17 protein-coding genes and 1 pseudogene are annotated in these 21,447 nt (G+C 25.5%); 6 read left to right on the top strand and 12 right to left on the bottom strand.

All coding sequences use genetic code 11. The annotated features are described in order from the left end of the window. The 6 genes and pseudogenes from BUE91_RS02085 to BUE91_RS02110 form a co-directional block, all read right to left on the bottom strand. Positions 1–938, bottom strand: a pseudogene (locus tag BUE91_RS02085) (YadA-like family protein); the annotation flags it as partial. Positions 939–1,089: 151 nt separating this feature from the next. Continuing rightward, positions 1,090–2,571: an alpha-amylase family glycosyl hydrolase gene (locus BUE91_RS02090; protein WP_073507785.1), complete on the bottom strand. Its 1,482-nt coding sequence runs from the start codon at positions 2,569–2,571 to the stop codon at positions 1,090–1,092. A 59-nt stretch (positions 2,572–2,630) separates the two neighbouring features. Continuing rightward, a complete protein-coding gene (gene map, locus BUE91_RS02095) occupies positions 2,631–3,401 on the bottom strand; it encodes a type I methionyl aminopeptidase (RefSeq protein WP_066901181.1) in 771 nt (256 codons plus the stop codon). 18 nt (positions 3,402–3,419) lie between these two features. Continuing rightward, positions 3,420–4,061, bottom strand: coding sequence for an adenylate kinase (locus BUE91_RS02100; RefSeq protein WP_073507786.1), 642 nt, complete (start codon positions 4,059–4,061; stop codon positions 3,420–3,422). An 84-nt stretch (positions 4,062–4,145) separates the two neighbouring features. Further along, positions 4,146–5,102, bottom strand: a complete 957-nt coding sequence (locus BUE91_RS02105; RefSeq protein WP_244889870.1) for an alpha/beta hydrolase fold domain-containing protein — start codon at positions 5,100–5,102, stop codon at positions 4,146–4,148. Positions 5,103–5,859: 757 nt separating this feature from the next. After that, positions 5,860–7,326, bottom strand: a complete 1,467-nt coding sequence (locus BUE91_RS02110) for a hypothetical protein (protein WP_244889871.1) — start codon at positions 7,324–7,326, stop codon at positions 5,860–5,862. 224 nt (positions 7,327–7,550) lie between these two features. On the opposite strand from BUE91_RS02110, the gene BUE91_RS02115 reads away from it, so the two are divergent. The 6 genes from BUE91_RS02115 to BUE91_RS02140 all read left to right on the top strand — a co-directional run bounded on the left by BUE91_RS02115 (position 7,551) and on the right by BUE91_RS02140 (position 14,923). Next, positions 7,551–8,504 carry an alpha/beta hydrolase fold domain-containing protein gene (locus tag BUE91_RS02115; RefSeq protein WP_073507787.1) on the top strand — a complete coding sequence of 318 codons (954 nt, stop codon included), beginning with the start codon at positions 7,551–7,553 and terminating at the stop codon, positions 8,502–8,504. Positions 8,505–8,507: 3 nt separating this feature from the next. Continuing rightward, on the top strand, positions 8,508–9,938 hold the full coding sequence (locus BUE91_RS02120; RefSeq protein ID WP_083573730.1) for a UDP-N-acetylmuramoyl-L-alanyl-D-glutamate--2,6-diaminopimelate ligase: 1,431 nt from the start codon (positions 8,508–8,510) through the stop codon (positions 9,936–9,938). Position 9,939: 1 nt separating this feature from the next. Next, positions 9,940–10,992, top strand: a complete 1,053-nt coding sequence (locus BUE91_RS02125) for an extracellular solute-binding protein (protein ID WP_073507788.1) — start codon at positions 9,940–9,942, stop codon at positions 10,990–10,992. Between the two features lie 136 nt (positions 10,993–11,128). Beyond that, positions 11,129–11,755 (top strand): hypothetical protein, encoded by a 627-nt coding sequence (locus BUE91_RS02130; RefSeq protein WP_073507789.1) that lies wholly within the window; start codon positions 11,129–11,131, stop codon positions 11,753–11,755. An 8-nt stretch (positions 11,756–11,763) separates the two neighbouring features. Then, positions 11,764–14,415, top strand: a complete 2,652-nt coding sequence (gene recJ, locus BUE91_RS02135; protein WP_073507790.1) for a single-stranded-DNA-specific exonuclease RecJ — start codon at positions 11,764–11,766, stop codon at positions 14,413–14,415. Positions 14,416–14,425: 10 nt separating this feature from the next. Then, positions 14,426–14,923 (top strand): flavodoxin, encoded by a 498-nt coding sequence (locus BUE91_RS02140; protein WP_180370663.1) that lies wholly within the window; start codon positions 14,426–14,428, stop codon positions 14,921–14,923. Positions 14,924–14,984: 61 nt separating this feature from the next. Here the strand turns inward: BUE91_RS02140 and BUE91_RS02145 are convergent, their stop codons facing one another. The 6 genes from BUE91_RS02145 to tsaE all read right to left on the bottom strand — a co-directional run bounded on the left by BUE91_RS02145 (position 14,985) and on the right by tsaE (position 21,345). After that, the gene (locus tag BUE91_RS02145) at positions 14,985–17,018 is read right to left on the bottom strand and encodes a hypothetical protein (protein WP_073507792.1); all 2,034 of its coding nucleotides are present in this window, start codon (positions 17,016–17,018) and stop codon (positions 14,985–14,987) included. Positions 17,019–17,047: 29 nt separating this feature from the next. Next, a complete protein-coding gene (locus BUE91_RS02150) occupies positions 17,048–18,241 on the bottom strand; it encodes an acetate/propionate family kinase (RefSeq protein ID WP_073507793.1) in 1,194 nt (397 codons plus the stop codon). An 11-nt stretch (positions 18,242–18,252) separates the two neighbouring features. Beyond that, positions 18,253–19,278, bottom strand: coding sequence for a phosphate acetyltransferase (pta, locus tag BUE91_RS02155; protein ID WP_073507794.1), 1,026 nt, complete (start codon positions 19,276–19,278; stop codon positions 18,253–18,255). A gap of 76 nt (positions 19,279–19,354) precedes the next feature. Beyond that, complete coding sequence (gene ftsY / locus BUE91_RS02160) at positions 19,355–20,248, bottom strand: signal recognition particle-docking protein FtsY (RefSeq protein WP_073507795.1); 894 nt, start codon at positions 20,246–20,248, stop codon at positions 19,355–19,357. Next, positions 20,235–20,906, bottom strand: coding sequence for a tRNA (adenosine(37)-N6)-threonylcarbamoyltransferase complex dimerization subunit type 1 TsaB (tsaB, locus tag BUE91_RS02165; protein WP_073507796.1), 672 nt, complete (start codon positions 20,904–20,906; stop codon positions 20,235–20,237). The genes ftsY and tsaB overlap by 14 nt, the downstream gene beginning before the upstream one ends. Continuing rightward, the gene (gene tsaE / locus BUE91_RS02170) at positions 20,875–21,345 is read right to left on the bottom strand and encodes a tRNA (adenosine(37)-N6)-threonylcarbamoyltransferase complex ATPase subunit type 1 TsaE (RefSeq protein WP_073507797.1); all 471 of its coding nucleotides are present in this window, start codon (positions 21,343–21,345) and stop codon (positions 20,875–20,877) included. The genes tsaB and tsaE overlap by 32 nt, the downstream gene beginning before the upstream one ends. Positions 21,346–21,447 lie beyond the last annotated feature (102 nt).

The raw sequence follows: 21,447 nt of genomic DNA on the forward strand, positions 1-21,447 counted from the left end.
CAAGCACTTGCTATTTTTAAATATTTTCTATACTTTTCTTCAAGATCTTTATTTAAATTATTATTATTCATAGACTTATCATTATTTTTATTTGAGTTATTCTTTTTCAACGAGTCTTCAATTTCTTTTTCTAAGTTTAAGTATTCATCATATTTATCTTTTGTTAACTTATCTTTTAAATCTACATTTTTATCCGTTAACGCATCATATCCAAATCTATCCTTATTATTTCTTTCTTTTGCTACTGAATAAGAACCCAATGCAACAGAATTGTGAGATTTTACTTCAGAATTACTTCCTAAAGCTGTTGCTCCAAATAAATTATCATCTATTTTACTATCTGCTCCTATAGCAACATTATTTTCACTATGTTTCCCATTAGATTTTGCCCTATGTCCTATAACAACTCCATTAAGCTGAGAATGAGTATCCTCTCCTATAGATATACCTCTATTATGACTTATAGCCTTTTTTCCTAATGCTATAGATCCTGAGTTAGCTTTACTCTCTGCACCTATTGATATGGCATTTTGTCCGTCTGTATATGTGTTTCTACCTATGGCTATACTATCTGTTGTGTTAGCATTTGCCTTTTCTCCTATTGCTATCGCATTCTTTGAATTAGCTTGTGAGCTTGTTCCTATAGCTATTGCATTTGAAGGATCAGTGCCATTAATATTTTTAGGCGATCCTACATAGGCCCCTTTCCCTATAGATATACCACTAGTTGCTTTAGAGGTTGCCTCTGATCCTATTGCTATAGATTCTTGCTTTTCAGCTTCTGCCTTATATCCTATAGCTATCGATTTATCTCCATTGTTTTTTGCTTCACTTCCTATTTTTACTTTATTATTATCTACACTTATATTTGAACTTGTATTTGTGTATGTAACCACAGAAGCAAATAAAAGAATAGTAATTAAATTATTTCTTTTCATTTTAACTCATATAATACATTTTACTATATTATATACATTACCCTCCTCATATATTTTATAATTTTTTGTAAAATTATACTTCCGTATTATATCAAAATAAATATTATTTTGTAAATACATAAACAAATTTATTTTATTCAGTGTAAATTTTTTATTTGATTTTACTATCATAAGGATTTAAAATTATTTCTTTTCCATCTAAATTTACTTTTTGCTCATTATTAGATAAATTATGTAGAAGTGTTTTTTCACTATCTTTATATTTCATCTTATACACAAATACCTTATTATTCCCTATTTCTACTGGCTCAAATTTTCCATATTTTAACTCATCATTTTCTTTTCTAATTCTTATCCACAGCTTATAATGATTTAAAAGTGAATTAGAATCCATTTTCTGACTATAATAATCCTTTGTTTCTATATTAAGTTCTACAGGTTCCCATCTTGTTTGAAATTCATCATTCCATATATATGGTTCTCTTATTAACTCATCTGGTTTTTTACCTTTCATTCCTAATTCTTCACCATAATATATATACGGATTACCAGGTAGGGTAAGTAGTATACTTGCAGCAACTTTTTGTCTTTCAAGATCAGGTAACTTTTCTGAAAGTCTACTTTGATCATGATTAGTTAAAAATGGAGCATCTATATATTCTTTATTACTTTTTTCATATAAATTATACACCCTTGTTAATTTTGAACTAAGTTCTTTAGCACTTTCTCTAATTAAAGCATTAATTATAACTTTTTCTGAAAATTCAAAATTAAAATTAGAATCAAATACAGTAAAGTATTTAGAAACTATCTCAGGTGCAGTCCATACTTCTCCTACTATATACACATCTTTTTTAATTTTAACTAATTCATCCCTAAATTCAGACCACCATTTAATGTTCTCCTCAAGTAAATTAACATCATTTGAATATTCTCCTTTACCATAAGCATGTGGTGCCGCATCTATTCTATATCCATCTATTCCTACCTCATTTATCCAATATTTAGATATCTTATGTATTTCTTTTCTAACCTCTTTTTCTCTTAAATTTAAATCTGGCATTCCACTCCAGAAAATACCAAAATATTTTTCCTCATCATTTAAATTATGCCATGCTCTCCCTCCAAGTGGAGCTGATTTAAAATCAATTTTTTCATTATTATTCTTTTCTATTCTATAGAACTTCCTATATTTACTATTCTTATCTACAAGTACATCCTTAAACCAAGGGTGTTCACTGCTAGTATGATTTATTGGTAGATCTATAATTACCTTTATACCTAACTCATGACTAGCCTTAACAAGTTTTTTAAAATCTTCTATATCACCATATTCAGCATCTATATTATAGTAATCAATAACATCATATTTATGATAACTAGGAGAAGAAAAAATCGGAGTTAACCATATACCTTCTATTCCTAAATCTTTAAGTTCAGGGAGTTTTGCTCTTATACCATTTAAATCTCCTATACCATCTCCATTAGAATCAGCAAAAGATCTAACAAATATTTCATAATATATGGCAGTTTTAGCAATCTTATCCTCATGTGTATTCTCATATTTCTTTGATTTAACACAACTAAATATTAATGTAAATACAGCTATTAATGTTAAAATGCTTTTTTTCATATATTCATACCTTTCTAGTTTATTTAAAAATAGAGGCAGTACATAATACTACCTCTAACCTATTTTTGACTTAATATTAATGGTTTTCCATCTACTATTGCAACAGAGTGCTCAAAATGAGCTGATCTTTTTTTATCTTGAGTAACAACTGTCCACATATCTTTTAAAATTTTAACCTTAAATGTCCCTATATTTACCATAGGTTCTATAGCTATTACTAAACCATTTTCTATTTTTAATCCTGTATTTGCTTTACCATAATTTAATACATAGGGATCTTCATGCATAGCAAATCCTACACCATGCCCTGAAAAATCTCTTACAACTGAAAATCCAAATTTTTCTACATATTGTTGTATAGCAAATCCTATATCTCCTATCCTATTTCCTACCCTTGCTTGTTCTATTCCTATTTCTCTAGCTTTTTCTGTAACTTCTATAAGTTTTCTTGATTTATCATCAATATTTCCAACAGCAAATGTTTTAGCAGCATCTCCAAAATATCCATCAAGTATAGTAACGGTATCTAAAGAAAGTATATCTCCTTCTTTTAATATCTCAGTCTTACTTGGTATTCCATGAACAACTTTTTCATTTATTGAAATACAAGTACTTGCTGGATAGGGTGGATATGGCCAACCTATATCATAACCTTTAGTTCCAGGAATTGCACCTTGGCTTATTATGTAGTCTTCACATATTGCATCTATCTCCCAAGTTGATATTCCAGGTTTGATATATTTAGGAATAATATCTTCATAAAGTCTAGCAATTATTTCATTAGCTTTCTTTATCTTCTTTATATCCTCTAAAGTTTTTAATTTTACCATTTTTACCCTTTCTGGTTATTATATATTGCAATTATTAGATAAAATATCTATTATTTCTTCTGTAATATATTTACTTTCTCTTTCTCCTTGAACCTCAGATACCTTACCTTGATTTTTATAATACTCTAAAACTGGAGCAGTTTGATTTCTATAATTTTTTAATCTTTTCTTAACAACTTCTGCACTATCATCTGCTCTTTGTTCTAAATCTTCTGGATTTTCATCTACAGGTGGATTATATATTATATGATATATTTTACCAGTTTTTTTAGAAACTCTTCTTCCTGTAATTCTTTTTAATATTTCATCATCTTCTACAACTAAAGCTATTACTTTTTCTATTGATTTTTCTTGTTTTTCTAATATTTTATCTAAAGCTTTAGCTTGCTCTACCGTTCTTGGATAACCATCTAAGATAAATCCTTTTTCAGTATCAGCCTCTTTTAATCTTTCCTCTACTAATCCATTAACTATGTCATCTCCGACTAAGTTTCCTGCATCCATTATTTTTTTAGCTTCAAGACCAAGAGGAGTTTGATTAGCTATAGCTGCTCTTAATATATCTCCTGTTGATATTTGAGGTATTTCAAATTTCTTTATTAATTCTTTAGCCTGAGTACCCTTACCAGCGCCTGGTGGTCCAAATAAGACTATATTCATATTTATCATCTCCTTAATTTTTCTAACATAAGTATAGCATTTAAAAATTGAGATTGTCAATTAAGAATAAATGTTAAATATTACTTAATTCTCATTTAAAATATCTGCAATAATATCAACAGATTTTTTAGCTTCAGGTATAGGGAAAAGTGGATAATCATGATTTAAATTTTCTCCTACAATTAAATTAAATTTAACTTTTTCTTTTCTTAGTCTATCTACAAGTAACATAATATCAGGATAAAGTATATCTCTAGTTCCTGTAATTATTGTTAAATTCTTTAAAGCACTCACATCACCAAAAATTGGACTTAATCTTGAATCCTTTAAATCTTGCCCATCTGACCAAAATTTAGCTGCAGCCATAAGTTTTGAGCTTTGTAACCAAGGATCAACTTTCTCATAAATTAAGATATCTGAATTTTCCATAGTTAAATCTACCCAAGGTGAAATTGCTATTATTTTTTTAGGGGCTTTTATACTAAGTTTTTTTAATTCTTCTGTTAGACCTAAAGCAAAACCTCCACCTGCACTATCTCCCATTAAAACTACATCCTTATCCTTTGATATTTCTTTATAAAGAGAAATTACTTTTTCATATGCATCCTTAAAATTATACTTAGGAGCTCTTGGATAGATTGGTAATATTACTCTTATATCCGACTTTTTTATTAAATTATATAAGAATGTAAAGTGATTAGGATCAGGTTCATGAATGTATGAACCTCCATGAAGATAAATTACAACATCTCCTTTACCATTCTCATTTAAATGTAAAACTTGCATGCCCATGTATTCTTTAATTAATATATTTTCATAATATCCATTAGGAAGCATATACAACTCTTCTTTCATGCACTTTCTTTCCCTTAACCATGCTTCCATTTTTTCCTGTGTAACTTTCTCATAATTAGTTACTTTTAAATAAATTTCTGCTACAGTTGCTAACACACTTCTTTTGTAATAAAATCTTGATGATAAAAAGATAGTCAATATTAAAAATATTGCTATCATAATTATCAATTTAAACATTTGTTTCATATTACTCCTTTTAAAATAACCACACGATTATCAATATTTTTCTCTAATATTTAATACACTTTTAAGATTTTTAGCTTTATATATATAACTATTTTAAAAATAAATTTTTTAAATTATCTCCAATAAATATCAAATTCTTCTTAATACTATATGACTTATACAAAAAATTAAATATTAATAAAATGCTTTTTTTACTTTTATTTTTTTCATTACAACTCTAAAAAAACATATAAAATAGAATTTATTTTAACAAAAAAATAATTCACCTAAAGTAATATACTATTTCCAGTTAACTATATATTTTTACTTATATGATAAAGATATTCTATTTTTATTATACATTAAAATTAAAAAAGTTAGAATATATTTATAAAATATTTTCCAACTTTAAATTTTCAAATAACTCTATTTTACTTCCATCTTCACTCTTCTATTTAAATATTTTACTTTTTTTTGTATCAACTATATTACTCTACACTGTCAGTATATATAATCCAAAAGCATTCATCTTTCTTTAATTTAGTCCTCATATATTTATCATATATTACTAAATTTTTATAATATTACTATTCCTTAATTACATCTTTATTTTAATTTCTATTTGAAAAATAATTTCTTAAATTTAAATTCCAGATAAATCTATAATTAACTATAAAAAAGTTTTTTATAATTTAAGTACATATCATATCTTATTTTCATGATTTATCAAGCATTTAAACACAAAAATTCAAAAATAAAATTAAGATTTTAATTAATTTTACCAATTATATCCTATTTTTGCATTTAAACTAATTTTATGCAAATCTTTATATAACTTTTCATTATTATTAGTATTTCCATCAAATCTTAAATATGTATCAATATTAAATTTGTCAACTTTATAATTCAATCCAAATTTAAAATCATATGATATCCCTATATTATTTATATAATCTTTCCATTTAGAATTTTCAATTTTATCTTTTATAAATTCATCATTTCCATTTAACTCAACACCTGAAGTTCTAAAAATCTCATCATCAACTTGTAAATCTCCAATAAATTCATTTACATCAATAATTATTGGCTTATCATGTAAACTACTTTCTGAACTCATTTCTCTTTTTCTATATTTCTCTATTTTTAATTTTGAAGTTATACCAACATTCTCATAATTAAATCCCAATTTAGAGTTTAAATATATATTTAAATTTTTAATTAAACCATACTCAATTAAAACTCCACTTGATAAAGTATTTTTAAAAATATGGTTTATCTCATTTGAAGTTATTATTCTATCATATAATGTTGATGAATATGAATTATCTTCATTTTCTGGAATTCTTTCTGATATTGTATCCAACAAATTATCTTCAGTATAAATATTAGAATATGTTATTGATGGTGTAATACTAGTATAATTTTCAATTTGTGGATAAATTTTTAGATTTTTAATAATATTAAATTTTTTAGAGTATTTATTATATAATTCAAAACTATTTTGATGAACATATTCATCATAAATTCTTTGAACTCCTTGATGTAAATCAGATTCTATAATTTCATTCTCTCTATTAATTATATTTTTATACTTCCCATAATTATATTTATATGCAATAAAACTTTCTATATCACCTTTATTATTTTTTAATTTAAATTTAGCATTTGCTACTATTGCAAAAATATGAGCATGAGTTTTTAAGAATAAATCTCCTAACTTATTATCATAATGAATAAATCCTCCTATTTTAGCATTATCTCTAATAGAATAATTTCCACCAACAGTTACATTTAATCCTTGAATATCTTCTCTTGAAGCTCCTATATTTGATCCTATTTTAAAATAAACATTATCTTCAAAAGTTGGTTCTAACTTATAATTTGAATATGCTTTAAATCTAATTAATTGATAATTACGAAAACTTCTGTTTTTTAATAATGCTAATGTCTTTACTTTTCTTAAACTTTCATAATTTTTATCATTTCTAAACAATCCATCTTGTTCTAATTTTTTAAATCTATTTATAAATTCTTCAATTTTTGAATCTTCTAAATCATTATATGATTTATATGTACTACTTTCTATCATTTTTTTAACTTCAACTAATTTTTCTCCAAAAATATAATCGTGTATATCTTTATCAAGCTTCACAACGTCATTTAAAATATCCGATTCGGATAAAGATATTAAACTTACTAAAGTACTGAAAAATAACAATAATCTTTTCATTATAACTATGCTCATTTATATCTATATACAAATATTTTACCCCCCCCCCCAAAAAAAAATATTTTGTCAATGTTTTTATTATTAATCCTGAAAAAATATTAAACCTACCTTTAATCTTAATTATATTTATTATTTTCATATTTATATTTTAGTTTTACATTTCATTATTTAATTCTTTATTTTTTATTATAAAAATTGTATAATACACATGATATAAATATAGCATGAAAGGAGCTAATATGAAAAAAATTATTTTAATTTTTTCTGCATTAGCAATTGTTAGTTGCTCAACAATAACTAAAACTCTAATAAAAACTACAAATTTTATATATAGGGGAGAAAAAGAAGTTCTACTAAAAATAGGTAGAACTGCTGCCTACTATGAATTACCTTGGGATCATAAAAAAAATACAACACATAAAACAATATTATATAACGGAAATGTAAAATTAGAATTAATTAAAAAAAGTGAAAAGAAAAATGATTCAGTTATCTATTACGCTCACGGTGGTGCTTTCATTTATCCACTATCTAACATATATAGAAACCTTGCTGAATTTATGTTAGGAATCAACGATAATTATGATTTTGTATTCGTTGATTATAGACAACTTCCTTATAGTTTTTATCCTAGTGGACATAATGATTATGATATTGGATTAGAATATGCATTTGAAAATTACAAAAATGTATATACTTTCGGAGATTCTGCTGGAGGACATTTAATAGTTTCTACATTATTAAAAAGAAGAGATGAAAAAAGAAAAATGCCGGATGCAGTAGTGCTTTTATCTCCATTTTTAGATATATCTCATAGTTTAGAAAGTAGAAAAACAAACATTAAAACAGATCTTTTAATAGGCTCTTCTGTTGAAAATTATGATCTTTCTAAACTTCTTAAAGATAATGAGTATTTTAAATATGAAAAAGATAAAAAACATCCATATATTTCACCAGTTTTCGGAGATTTTAAAGGATTTCCACCTACATATATAGAGGTTAATAATGGTGAATTATTATACGATGAATCTATAATAGTCAAAGAAAAATTAGACAAAGAAAATATAGAGAATAAGTTGGTTACTGTAGATGGACTTTTCCATGTTTATCATTTGTTACAATTTAATGAAGCTAAAACATCTTTAAAACTAATATTTGAATTCCTTGATGAGAAAAGACTAGGGGGTAAATAGTTTATGAATATACAAGAAATATTTAAAGGTGTAGAATATAGGATATTAAACTTAATCAAAGAAGATAATTTTAAAGATATGTCTTATGATTCTAGAGAAATTAAAGAAGATGACATATTCATTGCCTTAATAGGTAATATAACAGATGGGCATAACTATATCTCAGAAGCTATTAAAAATGGTGCTAAAATGATAATAGCTGAAAGGGAAGATTATACTTATCCTAAAGATATTACTGTAATTTTAGTTAAAAATTTAAGGGATAATCTTGGATATATTGCAAGTAATTTCTATAATTACCCTCAAAAGAAATTGAAAATAATAGCTGTCACAGGTACAAATGGAAAAACAACAACTACATATATTCTAGAAGCCATATTTAAAAATTCTGCAAGAATAGGAACTACTGGTTATAGGATACTTGATAGTGAATATACGGCTAAAAATACTACCCCTGAATCTTTAGATTTAATAAAATTAATGAAAGAAGCAGTAGATAAAAATGTAGAATATTTTTTAATGGAAGTAAGTTCTCATGCACTATGTCAGGGTAGAGTTAAAATGTTAGAATTTGATAGTGCTATTTTTACTAACTTAACCCAAGATCATCTTGATTTCCATCAAACCTTAGAAAAATATTTTGAAGCAAAAGCTTCTATAGTTAATTATCTAAAAGATAATGCTAGGCTTATTATAAACAAAGATAATGAATATTGTAAACGTTTATTAAACATTTCAGATTCTTTTTCATTAAAAGAAAATGCAACCATTAATGGAGAAGTTTTAGAATATACATTAAAGGGAATGAAAGTAAAAATATCTAAAAGTGATAAAGAATATATTTTTACAACAAAATTAATGGGTGAATATAATTTACAAAATATCTTAGGAGCTATAATTTCTGCATATAACTTAGGTGTAAGTTTAGATGATATTATTAATTCAATTAAGGATATTAATTCAATAGCAGGAAGATTTGAAATAATTGATAATGATAAAGATGTTATGGTTGTAGTAGATTATGCACATACAGCAGATGGATTAGAAAATATATTAAAAACTCTATCAATTATGAAAAAAAATAAAATAGTAACACTATTTGGAGCTGGTGGAGATAGGGATAAAACTAAAAGAGCTAAAATGGCTAAGGCTGCATGTAAGTACAGCGATTTAATATACTTAACTTCAGATAATCCAAGAACTGAAGATCCTGAAATGATATTAAATGATGTAGAAAAAGGAATAGAATCTTATATCCCGTATTTTAAAATTTGTGATAGAGAAATAGCAATTAAAAAAGCTATACAAAACCTACAAAAAAATGATATACTACTAGTTGCTGGAAAAGGGCATGAAGACTACCAAATTATAGGTCGAGAAAAAATACATTTCGATGATAGAGAAATGGCTAGAAAATATTTAGGAGGTAAATAAATTGAAAAAGTTACTATTTACAATTTTTACTTTTATTATGTTAATTAGTTGTTTTGGAAATAATGAAAACGACGAAAATGTTTTAAACATTTACACTTGGACATATTTTATTCCTGAAAAGATTATAAAAGACTTTGAAAAAGAAACAGGAATTAAAGTTAATCTTAGCTACTATGATAATAACGATACTATGTTGGCTAAATTAATGATAGGAAATGAAGAGGGAAATTATGATATAGTTTCACCATCAACTGATTACATTCCTATTATGATAAAATCAGGCTTATTAGAAAAATTAGATAAATCTAAATTAGGTAAAACTTTTGAGAACATAAATGAAAAATTAAATTTAATGGAAATTTCTAAAGTATATGATGAAGGATTAAATTATTCTATTCCTTATTCATTCATGGCAACAGGAATAACAGTAAATAATGAAATTGTTGGTAATAATTTTGTTAAAACTCCTGATATATTCTTAAATGAAAAATTCAAAGGTCGTATGACTATGTTAGATGATGGACGTGAAGTTCTAGGACTTGCTCTGCAATATCTTGGTTACCAATCTGATTCAAAGAATATTAATGAATTAAACGAAGCAAAAGAAAAAATACTTTCTTGGGCAAAAAATTTAGCTAAATTTGATTCTAATGCTTCTGGAAAAGGTATGGCTAGTGGTGAATTCGCTATATCTCATGGTTATCCAGATGTATTTTATGAGATTGAAAGAGAAGAAGAAAGTAAATTTACTTACTTTATACCAGAAGGTGCTATGATGTATATAGATTCAATGTCTATACCTGCAAATTCTAAACATAAGGATAATGCATATAAATTCCTTGAATTTTTATACAGACCTGAAAACTTCATTGAAGTATTACAAGTATTAAGAAACCCAAGTATAATTAAGGGGGTAGAAGAAAATTCAGAAGTTAAACCAATAATTTCTTTTGAAGAAATAATAAGTAAATCTACATTACCTCGTGCTTTAGATGATGAAACTAAAGAATTACACGACAAAATATGGACAGAAATTAAATCAAGTGGGAAATAGCTCTTTTAGAGCTATTTTTTATATCCCCACCCTTATTATATTCCCATTTTATATGTCTTTCACTCTACTTAGTTCTGTTGATTTTTTTCATAATTTAGTATATACTTTAATAAATATTAAACGAAGAGGTGTAAAAATGAAATCAATAAAGAAAACATTAATAATTAATATATTAGCACTTGGATTTTCAACTATTGCTAATGCTAGTTTTACTTTTAATGGTTATTCATACGGAACTGAACCATTACTAACTGTAAACCAAGAAACTAATGAAAAATTTAGTATATTAAAATTTACTGCAAAAGAAACTAAAATTTCAGATAAGATAAATTATAGAATAGAAAGAGCTATAAACGATATGATTAAAGATGAAAATACTAAAGCAAATGTATTTTTAACAGCAAATAATTCAAAATTTATGTCTGTAATAATTGTTGCAGCTAAAACAGATCCAACTAATAATAATGTAGAAAATTCATATAGAGGAATGGTATTTGACAGTAATACTGGTAAAGAATTAAAATTATCTGATATTTTTGTTGATCAATATCAAGAAGTTTTAAGACCAACATTAAATGATAAAATAAGAGCTTTTGGAATGAAAGCAAGTAATAAATACTCAGATTGGGATTCTGTAAGTTCATTTTACTTAGAAGAAGATGCATTAACATTAATATTTAACAAAGGAAAAGCAACTGATTCATTTGATGGTATATTATTTATTCCATTTTTATTACCAACAGTACAACAATTACTTAAATAGGTGTATTTATGGAAACTAAATGGATACTTTCTGAAACTAGAGCTAAATTAACTAGCTTTGATTTGCCAATAGATAATAATATACTTAATATATTGGCAAATAGAGGTATAGTTGATGAAAAAGATGTAGTTAATTTTATTAATCCTAGTCTTGAAAATCTGGAAGATCCTTTAAGATTAAAAGATTTAGGACTTGCTGCTTCATATATATTAGAAGCTATAAAAGAAAATAAAAATATATGTATCTATGGTGATTATGATGTAGACGGTATTACCTCTACATCTCTTTTGTATTTAGCATTTAAAAAAATTGGGGCAAAAAATGTTGACTACTATATCCCCCTAAGAAATGAAGGCTATGGTTTAAATAAGGATGCAATACAAGAAATTAAGGATAAAGGCACTGACCTTATTATCACAGTAGATTGTGGTATTAGTTCTTATCATGATGTTGAATTTATTAATTCATTGTCTATGAAAGCCATAATAACAGATCATCACGATATTCCTAGTGATAAAAAACTTCCAAGAGCCTTGGCTTGCGTTAATCCTAAAAGATCTGATAATGAATATTCATTTCCAAATATTGCAGGAGTTGGTGTAGCATTTCTTTTAGCATATGAACTTTTTAGAAAACTTGATATGAAAGAAGAAATATATACATATTTAGACATAGCTTCACTTGGAACCATAGCTGATATTATGCCTATAATAAAAGAAAATAGAATAATAGTAAAATATGGATTAGAAAGACTTAAAAATAGTTCTAATCTAGGGCTAAGAACAATATTAAATAAATTGGAATTAACAAATAAGGAACTTACTACAGGAGATGTTTCATTTAAAATTGCACCTGTATTTAATGCCGCTGGTAGATTAGCTGATGCAAAACTTGGAGTTAAGTTACTAATTAGTGATAACCAAAATGAAGTAAATGTTTTAGCAGATAATCTAATATCTAATAATATTGATAGAAAAAAAATACAAGATGAAATTATAGTAAATGTTTTAGAGGAAATAGACAATACAGATATTAATAATAAATATATATTAATATCACATTCTCCTAATTATCATCATGGTATAATTGGAATAGTAGCCTCAAAAGTTCTTGAAACATACTATAAACCCTGTATAATTATGGAAGAAAATCCAGAAGAAGGTATAGCTGTAGCATCTTGTAGATCTATAGATGGTTTTAATATTACTAAAGCATTGTCATCTGTTTCTAATCTACTTATTAAATTTGGTGGTCATGCTAATGCAGCTGGATTTACAATTAAACTTGAAAACTTAGATGTCTTCAAAGAAAAGATAGAAAAATATGCAAAAGAACAGTTAGAAAATATTAAACTAACTAAAAATATTAAAATAGATATGAAAATTCCTGCTCAAAAAATTAGCTATGAGTTTATACAAAGTCTAAACTTATTAAAACCATTTGGGTTTGGAAATTCTACTCCACTTTTAATGAGTGAAAATTGTATAATACATAATCCAAAAACAGTTGGGAATAATGAACAACATTTAAAATTTGATATAGATCAAAAAGGATTTTCTGTAAAAAATGCAATTTGGTTTAATGGTGGAAACAATTTAAAAGAATTAAGAAAAAATCATATATTTTATGATGTAGTATTTAAACTTGAAACTAATGAGTATAAAGATAGATTTTATCCTAGTATAATGATAGAGGATATGAAACAATCTAAATTAAAAGATGATAGATTTCAATATTATCATTCTATGTATAATACTTCTTTTCCTATGAAATCAGTATTTTACACAACTATAGATTTAAGTGATATTGAACTTGATAAAATATATCTTAAAAAGAATTTTAATTCATATTCTGTTATGTCAGGTCAAAAATCTATTTCAAAACTTGACTCAAATGTATCTACATTACTATGTAATTTAAACGATTTTTATGGATTTGAATTTGATATTAAAATTGAAAACATTGAAAATAGGGATAACCATAAAATAGTACATATATTGATAAAGAGAAACTATAACTTAACAAACTATTCTAACCAGGACAAAGTTCAATTTAGAAATATTAAAAACTATCTTCTCGGTATGCAAGAATACAATGATACTACTAAAGAAATTTTATCAAAATATTACAAAGAAAATGAATCTGTATTTATTTCAAGAAAAAATATCTCTTACTCAATTGAAAATGAAAAAATAGAAATAAAGGATAAATTCTTCTATACTCTATTTTTAACTATAGGTATTAAGTATTATTTTGATAAAAACAAAAAGATGACTTTCTATACTAAAAATAAATATTTTATCAAAAATCCTCATTTAAGAAATTATTTTGAGTTTAAAAATAGGGTAGATATTTCAGATAAAATTGATAACTGTATTTTCGATTTTAACAGCATAGAAATGCCTATTTTTAAATTAAAATATGAAAAAGCTATATTTTTTTGTGATAAAAACTATACAAAAAACAAATTATATGTTATAAAAAAAGAGATTGAATTACCACCTAATATATTAAAATTACAAAAAAATCTATTAAGTGGTTTAAATTATGATAAAATATTTTTAGAATATTTACCAATTAATAATAAATTATCATTAATAAAAGAAGCAAAAAATAATCAAGTTATATATACTGATGAAAGTATAATTGAACATTTTTAAGGAGGATATGATGAAAACGGGAATTTATTTTGGAACAACTACTGGTACTACAGAAGATATAGCTAATAGAATTTCAAATCATTTCGATGATGTTGATGTTATTGAAGTATCAGAAGGTATAGATACATTTAATAATTATGATTTATTAATTTTAGGATCACCAACTTGGGGTCTTGGAGATTTACAAGATGATTGGATGGCATGTGTAGATGAAATAGATGATATGGATTTAAGTGGTAAATATATAGCCTTATTTGGTACAGGAGATCAAGCATCATTTGCTGATTCATTTATAGATGCTATAGAGATACTTTATAAAAAAGCTGAAAAATCTAATGCTAAAATTATTGGATTTACTGATATTGAAGGTTATGATTTCACAGATTCACTAGCTATAAGAAACGGAAAATTTGTTGGTCTTGCAATAGATGAATTAAATCAACCTGAACTTAGTGATGAAAGAATAGAAAATTGGTGTAATCAATTAAAAGAAGAAATTGAAAAATAGGAGAGTGTCATGTATTTACACTCTCCTTTTTAATAAAAAATATATAGTAATCTAATATATACTACCATCTATATTCTAAATTTAGCCCTATTTTTGTAAAAATTTCTTTTATCATAAAATTGACATTAGATACTTTACTCCTAAAAATATCAGTCACTCCATTAATATCTTCGAAATCGATACTAAACATATGACTTACACCAAATTCTAAACTAGGTTTTATTATTAATTTATCATTAATATATCTCATTTCTGATTCAATTCCTGTAGTTACTAAAAATTTACAGTAATCATCAGCATTTTTCTTTTCCTCATTTATAATCTTTATATCCTTAGGGCTAAATTCTCTTATTCCATTTTCATCTATTTGTTCTCTTTTTAAATTTTTTAAACTATTATATAATTTATTTGATTTTAATTGATTATATCCTATAAAAAATTTACCTTTAATATCTATATTATTCTTTATTTTATAAGTTAATTCACTTTCATTATATATATTAAGTATATATTGTGAATCTAATAAAAATTTATTTGAATTTTGTCCATTATTTTTAGCTTCTTCTTGTGCTAGTGGCTTAACATTATTATTTGAAAAATTAGAAAATAATATTATATTCTTAAATTCTAACTTATTTTTAAACACAAATTCAGGATTTATATTATATTTTAAAATTCCATTACCATCTACTAATAGTAATAATTCATCTTCTTTAGCATCTCTATTCGACACTCTAAATCTATTTGAACTAGTTAAATTTAATTCAGCTTCTAAATTTAATTTATCATTTATTTTATGTTCTACTTTATTATCTGACCAAAAATTTATTATTGAAAATGTTTTTTTATCAGCATATCCAAATAGATATCTTAAGTCTGAACTATGCTTTATTTCTGTATTTTCATAATTTTTATTATAATCAAAACCTATACCTGTAGAAAGTAAATGCTCTAATCCTTCGTATTTATCTTTATTTATATGTGATGATATCCTATATTTTGATATACCTCTTATATCGAAATTATTAAATCTATAAATTAATTTATTATCACTATAAATTGATCCTATTGATGTGTCTATATTTTTAGATTTATCATATCCATCTTTATATAATACTGATTTATAAATAAATATTCTTCCTTTTAATTTATTGATATTTTCTAATAATAACCTATCCTTATCATATTTAATACCAAACATTATTTCATGTTTATATATATACTTCAAATCTTTAAATGATTCTACTTCTTTTAAAGTTATTTCACTATTTAACCCAACCTTATATCCTATATTACCATTTTTAAAATTTAATTCATTATTACTTAATATATCATAATCTTTTTTACTTGGTAATATTGTTCCTACATAAAATTTTATTCCATTATATGTTTCTGCTGTTCCAATTTTACCTTTAACATTTATATTACCCTTTAATCTTCCACCTTTTTTATATGTATTCTGATTATTATCATTATGCTTTTTTAATTTATAATTTAAATCAAGACTTACATTATGATTTAGATTCTTAGTTTCTAGTTTTATAAAATTTTCAAACCTAAGTGATTCTATATGGAAACCCTCTGAAGAATATATTAATCCACTATATCCCTTTAATTTATTATTATCATAATTAACTATACTTGAAAGAAATAAACTTTGTTTATCCTTAAATCTTAATCCTTGTGAATGATAATATTCTTTTAAGGTCTCTTTATCTTTTTCAAATTTACTATTCCATTCTCCTCTTAACTTAACTATTTCCTTTATATTATCCTCATATCCATCATTATATAGATAACCTAAATTTAATATTATTCCAGTACTCTTTGATAATTTTTTCTTAAAATTGAATCCAATATTACCTGAACCATCTACATCAGTCATAGTACCAGATTTCAATTTACCTCCTAAAAAGGTGAATATCTCCTTGTCTTTAAATGCTCCTCCCCATTCTACCCCTAAAATGCCTTCAATTTCATGATGACTTACAGGAGTATTATATATTAAGTTATCATCTGATTTTACATAATATTCTGCTCCAAAAGAAAAAACATTTGTAATTATTAATGCTAATAATTTATTCCTTATTTTCAATTTCTATTCTCCTTAAATTTCAATATAAATTATTTAGCTAATCTATATGTATCTTTTGCTATCATTAATTCTTCAGCTGTTTCAATTTTAAATATTTTAACTTTTGAATCATCTCTAGAATATTCAACATTACCTGGAATTCTTTCCATATTTTTTTCATAATCAAGTTCTATTCCTAAAAATTCTAAGCCATTACAAATTCCTTCTCTTGCATAACTTGCATTTTCTCCTATTCCACCAGTGAATACTATAGCATCTACTCCACACATAGCAACTGCATAAGAACCTATATAACTTTTTACTCTATAACAAAACATATCATAAGCTAGTTTAGCTCTTTCATTTCCCTCTTGCACACCTTTTTGTATATCTCTAAAATCTGAACTTTCTCCAAATATACCTAAAAATCCTGATTTTTTATTCATTCTTGTATCTATATCTTTAGGTGTTAATCCTCTTTTTTCCATGATATATAAAACTGCTGCTGGATCTATATCACCACAACGAGTTCCCATCATTATACCTGCAAGTGGAGTAAGCCCCATAGAAGTATCCACCACTTTACCATTTTTAACAGCTGATATTGAAGCACCATTTCCTAAATGACATACAATAATTCTAGTTTCTTCTTTACATAACATTTCTTTTGCTACACCTGAAACATATTTATGACTAGTTCCATGGAAACCATATTTTCTAACTTTTAATTCCTCATAATCTTCAAGTGGTAATGGATAAGTATATACATGTTTTTCCATACTTTGATGGAATGCTGTATCAAATACTGCAACATTAGGTTTACCAGGTAATAACTCTCTCATTACCTTAATTCCCATAACATTAGCTGGATTATGTAATGGTGCTAATTCAGAAATATCTTCTAATTTTTTTATTACTTCCTCATCTAATAAAACCGAATCATTAAAGTATTCTCCACCATGAACTACTCTATGTCCTATAGCATCAATTTCATCTATAGATTTTAACACTCCATTTTCTCCTATTAGCTCTTTTAATACTAAATCTATAGCAACTTTATGATTCGGCATTTCTTCTTCTCTTTCTTCTACATTAATTCCAGTTATTAAATTTTTTAAGGTAAATATTGGATTTGAAATTCCTATTCTTTCACATATTCCTTTAATTAAAGTTTTATTATCTATCGTATTTATTAACTCAAATTTCAAAGATGAGCTTCCACTATTTATTACTAATATATTCATTTTTCCTCCTACTATAATGTTAAAATTTCACAAAATACTGCACATTCTGCACATGTTATCGCAGCTACATCAACTATATCTTCTACACTACACCCTCTTGATAAATCATGTACAGGTCTTGCAAGACCTTGAATTAAAGGTCCTAAAGCTTTTGCTTTTGCAAATCTTTGAACTAGTTTATATCCTATATTTCCTGAACATAAATCTGGGAATACTAAAATATTTGCCTTACCTGCAACAGTAGAATCTTTAGCTTTTTGATCAGCAACACTTTGAACTATGGCAGCATCTAATTGTAATTCTCCATCAAATTCAAAATCTACTCCTCTTTCTTCTAGTATCTTATATGCTTCTCTCATCTTAGTTACTTGTTCTCCTTCGGCAGAACCTTTAGTTGAGTAAGATAAAAGTGCTACTTTAGGATCAGTAAATTCTGTTATTAATCTTGCTTTTTCAACAGTTGATATTGCTATATCTGCAATTTGTTGAGCTGTTGGATTTGGAAGTACTCCACAATCTGAGAATAATAATGTTCCGTCTACTCCAAATTCTTTAGAATTTGTTTGCATAATAAATGAACTTGAGATTGTTTTTAATCCTTTTTTAGGTCCTATTACCTGTATTGCAGCTCTTAATACATTAGATGTTGGAGAATTAGATCCAGCAACCATACCATCTGCTATACAGTTTCTAACAAGCATGGCTCCAAAAAATCTTACATCATTTTGAATTATTTCACGTGCTTGTTCTTCTTTCATTCCTTTTTTAGATCTTAAATGTACAAATTGTCTAATAAACTCAGGTGTTTTTTCAAAAGACATCGGATCAATAATTTGTACTCCACTTAAGTCCACTCCTATTTTTGCAGCATGTTCTCTTACTTGGTAATCTTTACCAACTAGTATAATATTAGCAAATCCTTCTTTCGTTATTTGTTCAGCGGCTCTTAATACTCTTTCATCTTCTGCTTCTGGTAAAACTACTGTTTTTTTATGTTCTTTTTCTTTTTCTTTAATTTGTTTAATTAAATCTGACATTTATATTCATCTCCTCATTTTTTTAAAAAATTTTGTTATATTCTAACATAAATAAACTAAAATTTGAATTAAAATATTAGTTAAACATTTCATCAATGAAATCTTTAGAGTCAAATACTCTTAAATCTTCTACTCCTTCTCCTACTCCTAAAAACTTAACAGGTTTATTAAGTTCTGAAACTATAGAAAATATTATACCTCCCTTAGCTGTTCCATCAAACTTAGTAAGTATTATTCCTGTAATATCAGAAATACTATTAAATATTCTAGCTTGTTCTAAACCATTTTGACCTGTAGTAGAATCAATTACTATTAATGACTCATATTCATCAACATTTTGCTTAATAATTTTATCTATTTTTTCTAATTCTTTCATTAAATCAACCTTATTATGTAATCTTCCAGCTGTATCTATTATTGCAACATCAACATTTTTAGCCTTAGCCTTATTTATTGTATCAAATACTACAGCCGCTGGATCTGAACCATGTTTTTGTTTAATTACTTCTATGCCTGCTCTTTGTCCCCACATTTCAACCTGTTCAATAGCTGCTACCCTAAAAGTATCTGCTGCACCTATTATTATAGATTTCCCCTCTTTTTTTAACTTCATAGAAAGTTTACCTATAGATGTAGTCTTACCCACACCATTTACACCTATAACTAAAATAACATTTAATCTTCCAGCTTGTATATTCAAGCTATTATTTTTAAATACTTCAAGCTTTTCTGAAAGTAATAATTTTAATTCTTCATACATTAATTCTTTACTTTTAATACCCTTACTTCTTACATTTTTTTCTAATGTTTCAACTATTTCCATAGTCATCTTCATTCCTAAATCAGACTGTATTAAAAGTTCTTCTAATTCCTCATACACATCATCATTTATAGCTTCACCAACAAAAAAATCTTTAAGTTTAGTAAAAAATCCTTTTTTAGGTTTAATTAATAAATCAGATATTCCCATTTTTCTCCTTTTCTGCCTGTGATTTTTCTAAATAATCTGGAACTAAATTAAATAAGTCTACCTCTTTTAATAAATTCTCCTTAAACATTGCATAAAATATACTAGAATTTATTCTTAAAAACATATCTGGAAGTGATATAGCTATTCCATTATACCTTATTTTTTCACTATATACTATTACTGCATCTCCTATTAAATTATACTTTTCATTTTTAACTAAGGATATGACTTCATCTAGTCTTCCAACTAAAAGTTTTCCTACTCTTTTACCATTTTCATATTTACCATAATATATTTTTTCATTATTTGAATCTATCATGGCTATTAATTTATCTCTATACACTATATTTCCTTGATATCCTAGGGCATCTAACTCGTTAACTTCATATATCTTAACATCTCTGCCAACAAACATTCCTTTAATCACTGAAATAGCTATTCTAACTCCAGTAAATGAACCCGGACCTACAGAAACTATTACATTTTGTATATTCTCTATTTTAGTTCCAGTCCAAGATAATAATGATGAAATTTGGTCTATTATATAGCTTGAATGTGTTCTTTTTACATTAATATTAATATTTCCCAGCATATTATCATTATCATAAATTGAAAGAGATGCAAGTTTAGTTGAAGTTGTAATTATTAATGTCGACATATATAATTTCTCCCTCCTTAATTTCATATAATGAAACATTTCTGCTGGTTTCATCCATATGTTCAAGTTCTATGTATAAAGTATTTCTTGGTATTGCTTCTGGTACATTATTAGCCCATTCTATTAAAAATATATTACCCTCTAATATATATTCCTCATATCCTATCTCATATAGCTCATCTATGTTTGATAGTCTATAAAGATCAAAATGAACTATAGTCCTATCCCCTAAATCATATTCTAAAAGATAGGTAAATGTAGGACTTTTAACATTTTCTACAACACCTAAATTTTTACATATTCTTTTAGAAATATGAGTTTTACCTACTCCCAAATCTCCTATTAAAGCTATTGATTTAAATTTATTATCTTTTAAAATTTTTTTACTAATTTTATCAGCTAACATATCAATTTCTTCAAATTTAAGTATTTTTTTCATTATTCCTCCATGTTAGTAGTATAGCATAAAAAAAAGTTTTTATAAATAAAGAAAAGACGTCAAATAGATAAACTATTTAACATCTTTAAAATTACCATTTAT

Origin of the sequence: Streptobacillus notomytis, assembly GCF_001902585.1 — a bacterium.
GTDB lineage: Bacteria > Fusobacteriota > Fusobacteriia > Fusobacteriales > Leptotrichiaceae > Streptobacillus > Streptobacillus notomytis.

Excerpts from the sequence above, each read along its gene's own strand:
- BUE91_RS02090 (WP_073507785.1), bottom strand. The coding sequence starts at position 2,571 with ATGAAAAAAAGCATTTTAACATTAATAGCTGTATTTACATTAATATTT.
- map (WP_066901181.1), bottom strand. The coding sequence starts at position 3,401 with ATGGTAAAATTAAAAACTTTAGAGGATATAAAGAAGATAAAGAAAGCT.
- BUE91_RS02100 (WP_073507786.1), bottom strand. The coding sequence starts at position 4,061 with ATGAATATAGTCTTATTTGGACCACCAGGCGCTGGTAAGGGTACTCAG.
- BUE91_RS02105 (WP_244889870.1), bottom strand. The coding sequence starts at position 5,102 with ATGAAACAAATGTTTAAATTGATAATTATGATAGCAATATTTTTAATA.
- BUE91_RS02110 (WP_244889871.1), bottom strand. The coding sequence starts at position 7,326 with ATGAGCATAGTTATAATGAAAAGATTATTGTTATTTTTCAGTACTTTA.
- BUE91_RS02115 (WP_073507787.1), top strand. The coding sequence starts at position 7,551 with ATGAAAAAAATTATTTTAATTTTTTCTGCATTAGCAATTGTTAGTTGC.
- BUE91_RS02120 (WP_083573730.1), top strand. The coding sequence starts at position 8,508 with ATGAATATACAAGAAATATTTAAAGGTGTAGAATATAGGATATTAAAC.
- BUE91_RS02130 (WP_073507789.1), top strand. The coding sequence starts at position 11,129 with ATGAAATCAATAAAGAAAACATTAATAATTAATATATTAGCACTTGGA.
- recJ (WP_073507790.1), top strand. The coding sequence starts at position 11,764 with ATGGAAACTAAATGGATACTTTCTGAAACTAGAGCTAAATTAACTAGC.
- BUE91_RS02140 (WP_180370663.1), top strand. The coding sequence starts at position 14,426 with ATGAAAACGGGAATTTATTTTGGAACAACTACTGGTACTACAGAAGAT.
- BUE91_RS02150 (WP_073507793.1), bottom strand. The coding sequence starts at position 18,241 with ATGAATATATTAGTAATAAATAGTGGAAGCTCATCTTTGAAATTTGAG.
- pta (WP_073507794.1), bottom strand. The coding sequence starts at position 19,278 with ATGTCAGATTTAATTAAACAAATTAAAGAAAAAGAAAAAGAACATAAA.
- ftsY (WP_073507795.1), bottom strand. The coding sequence starts at position 20,248 with ATGGGAATATCTGATTTATTAATTAAACCTAAAAAAGGATTTTTTACT.
- tsaB (WP_073507796.1), bottom strand. The coding sequence starts at position 20,906 with ATGTCGACATTAATAATTACAACTTCAACTAAACTTGCATCTCTTTCA.
- tsaE (WP_073507797.1), bottom strand. The coding sequence starts at position 21,345 with ATGAAAAAAATACTTAAATTTGAAGAAATTGATATGTTAGCTGATAAA.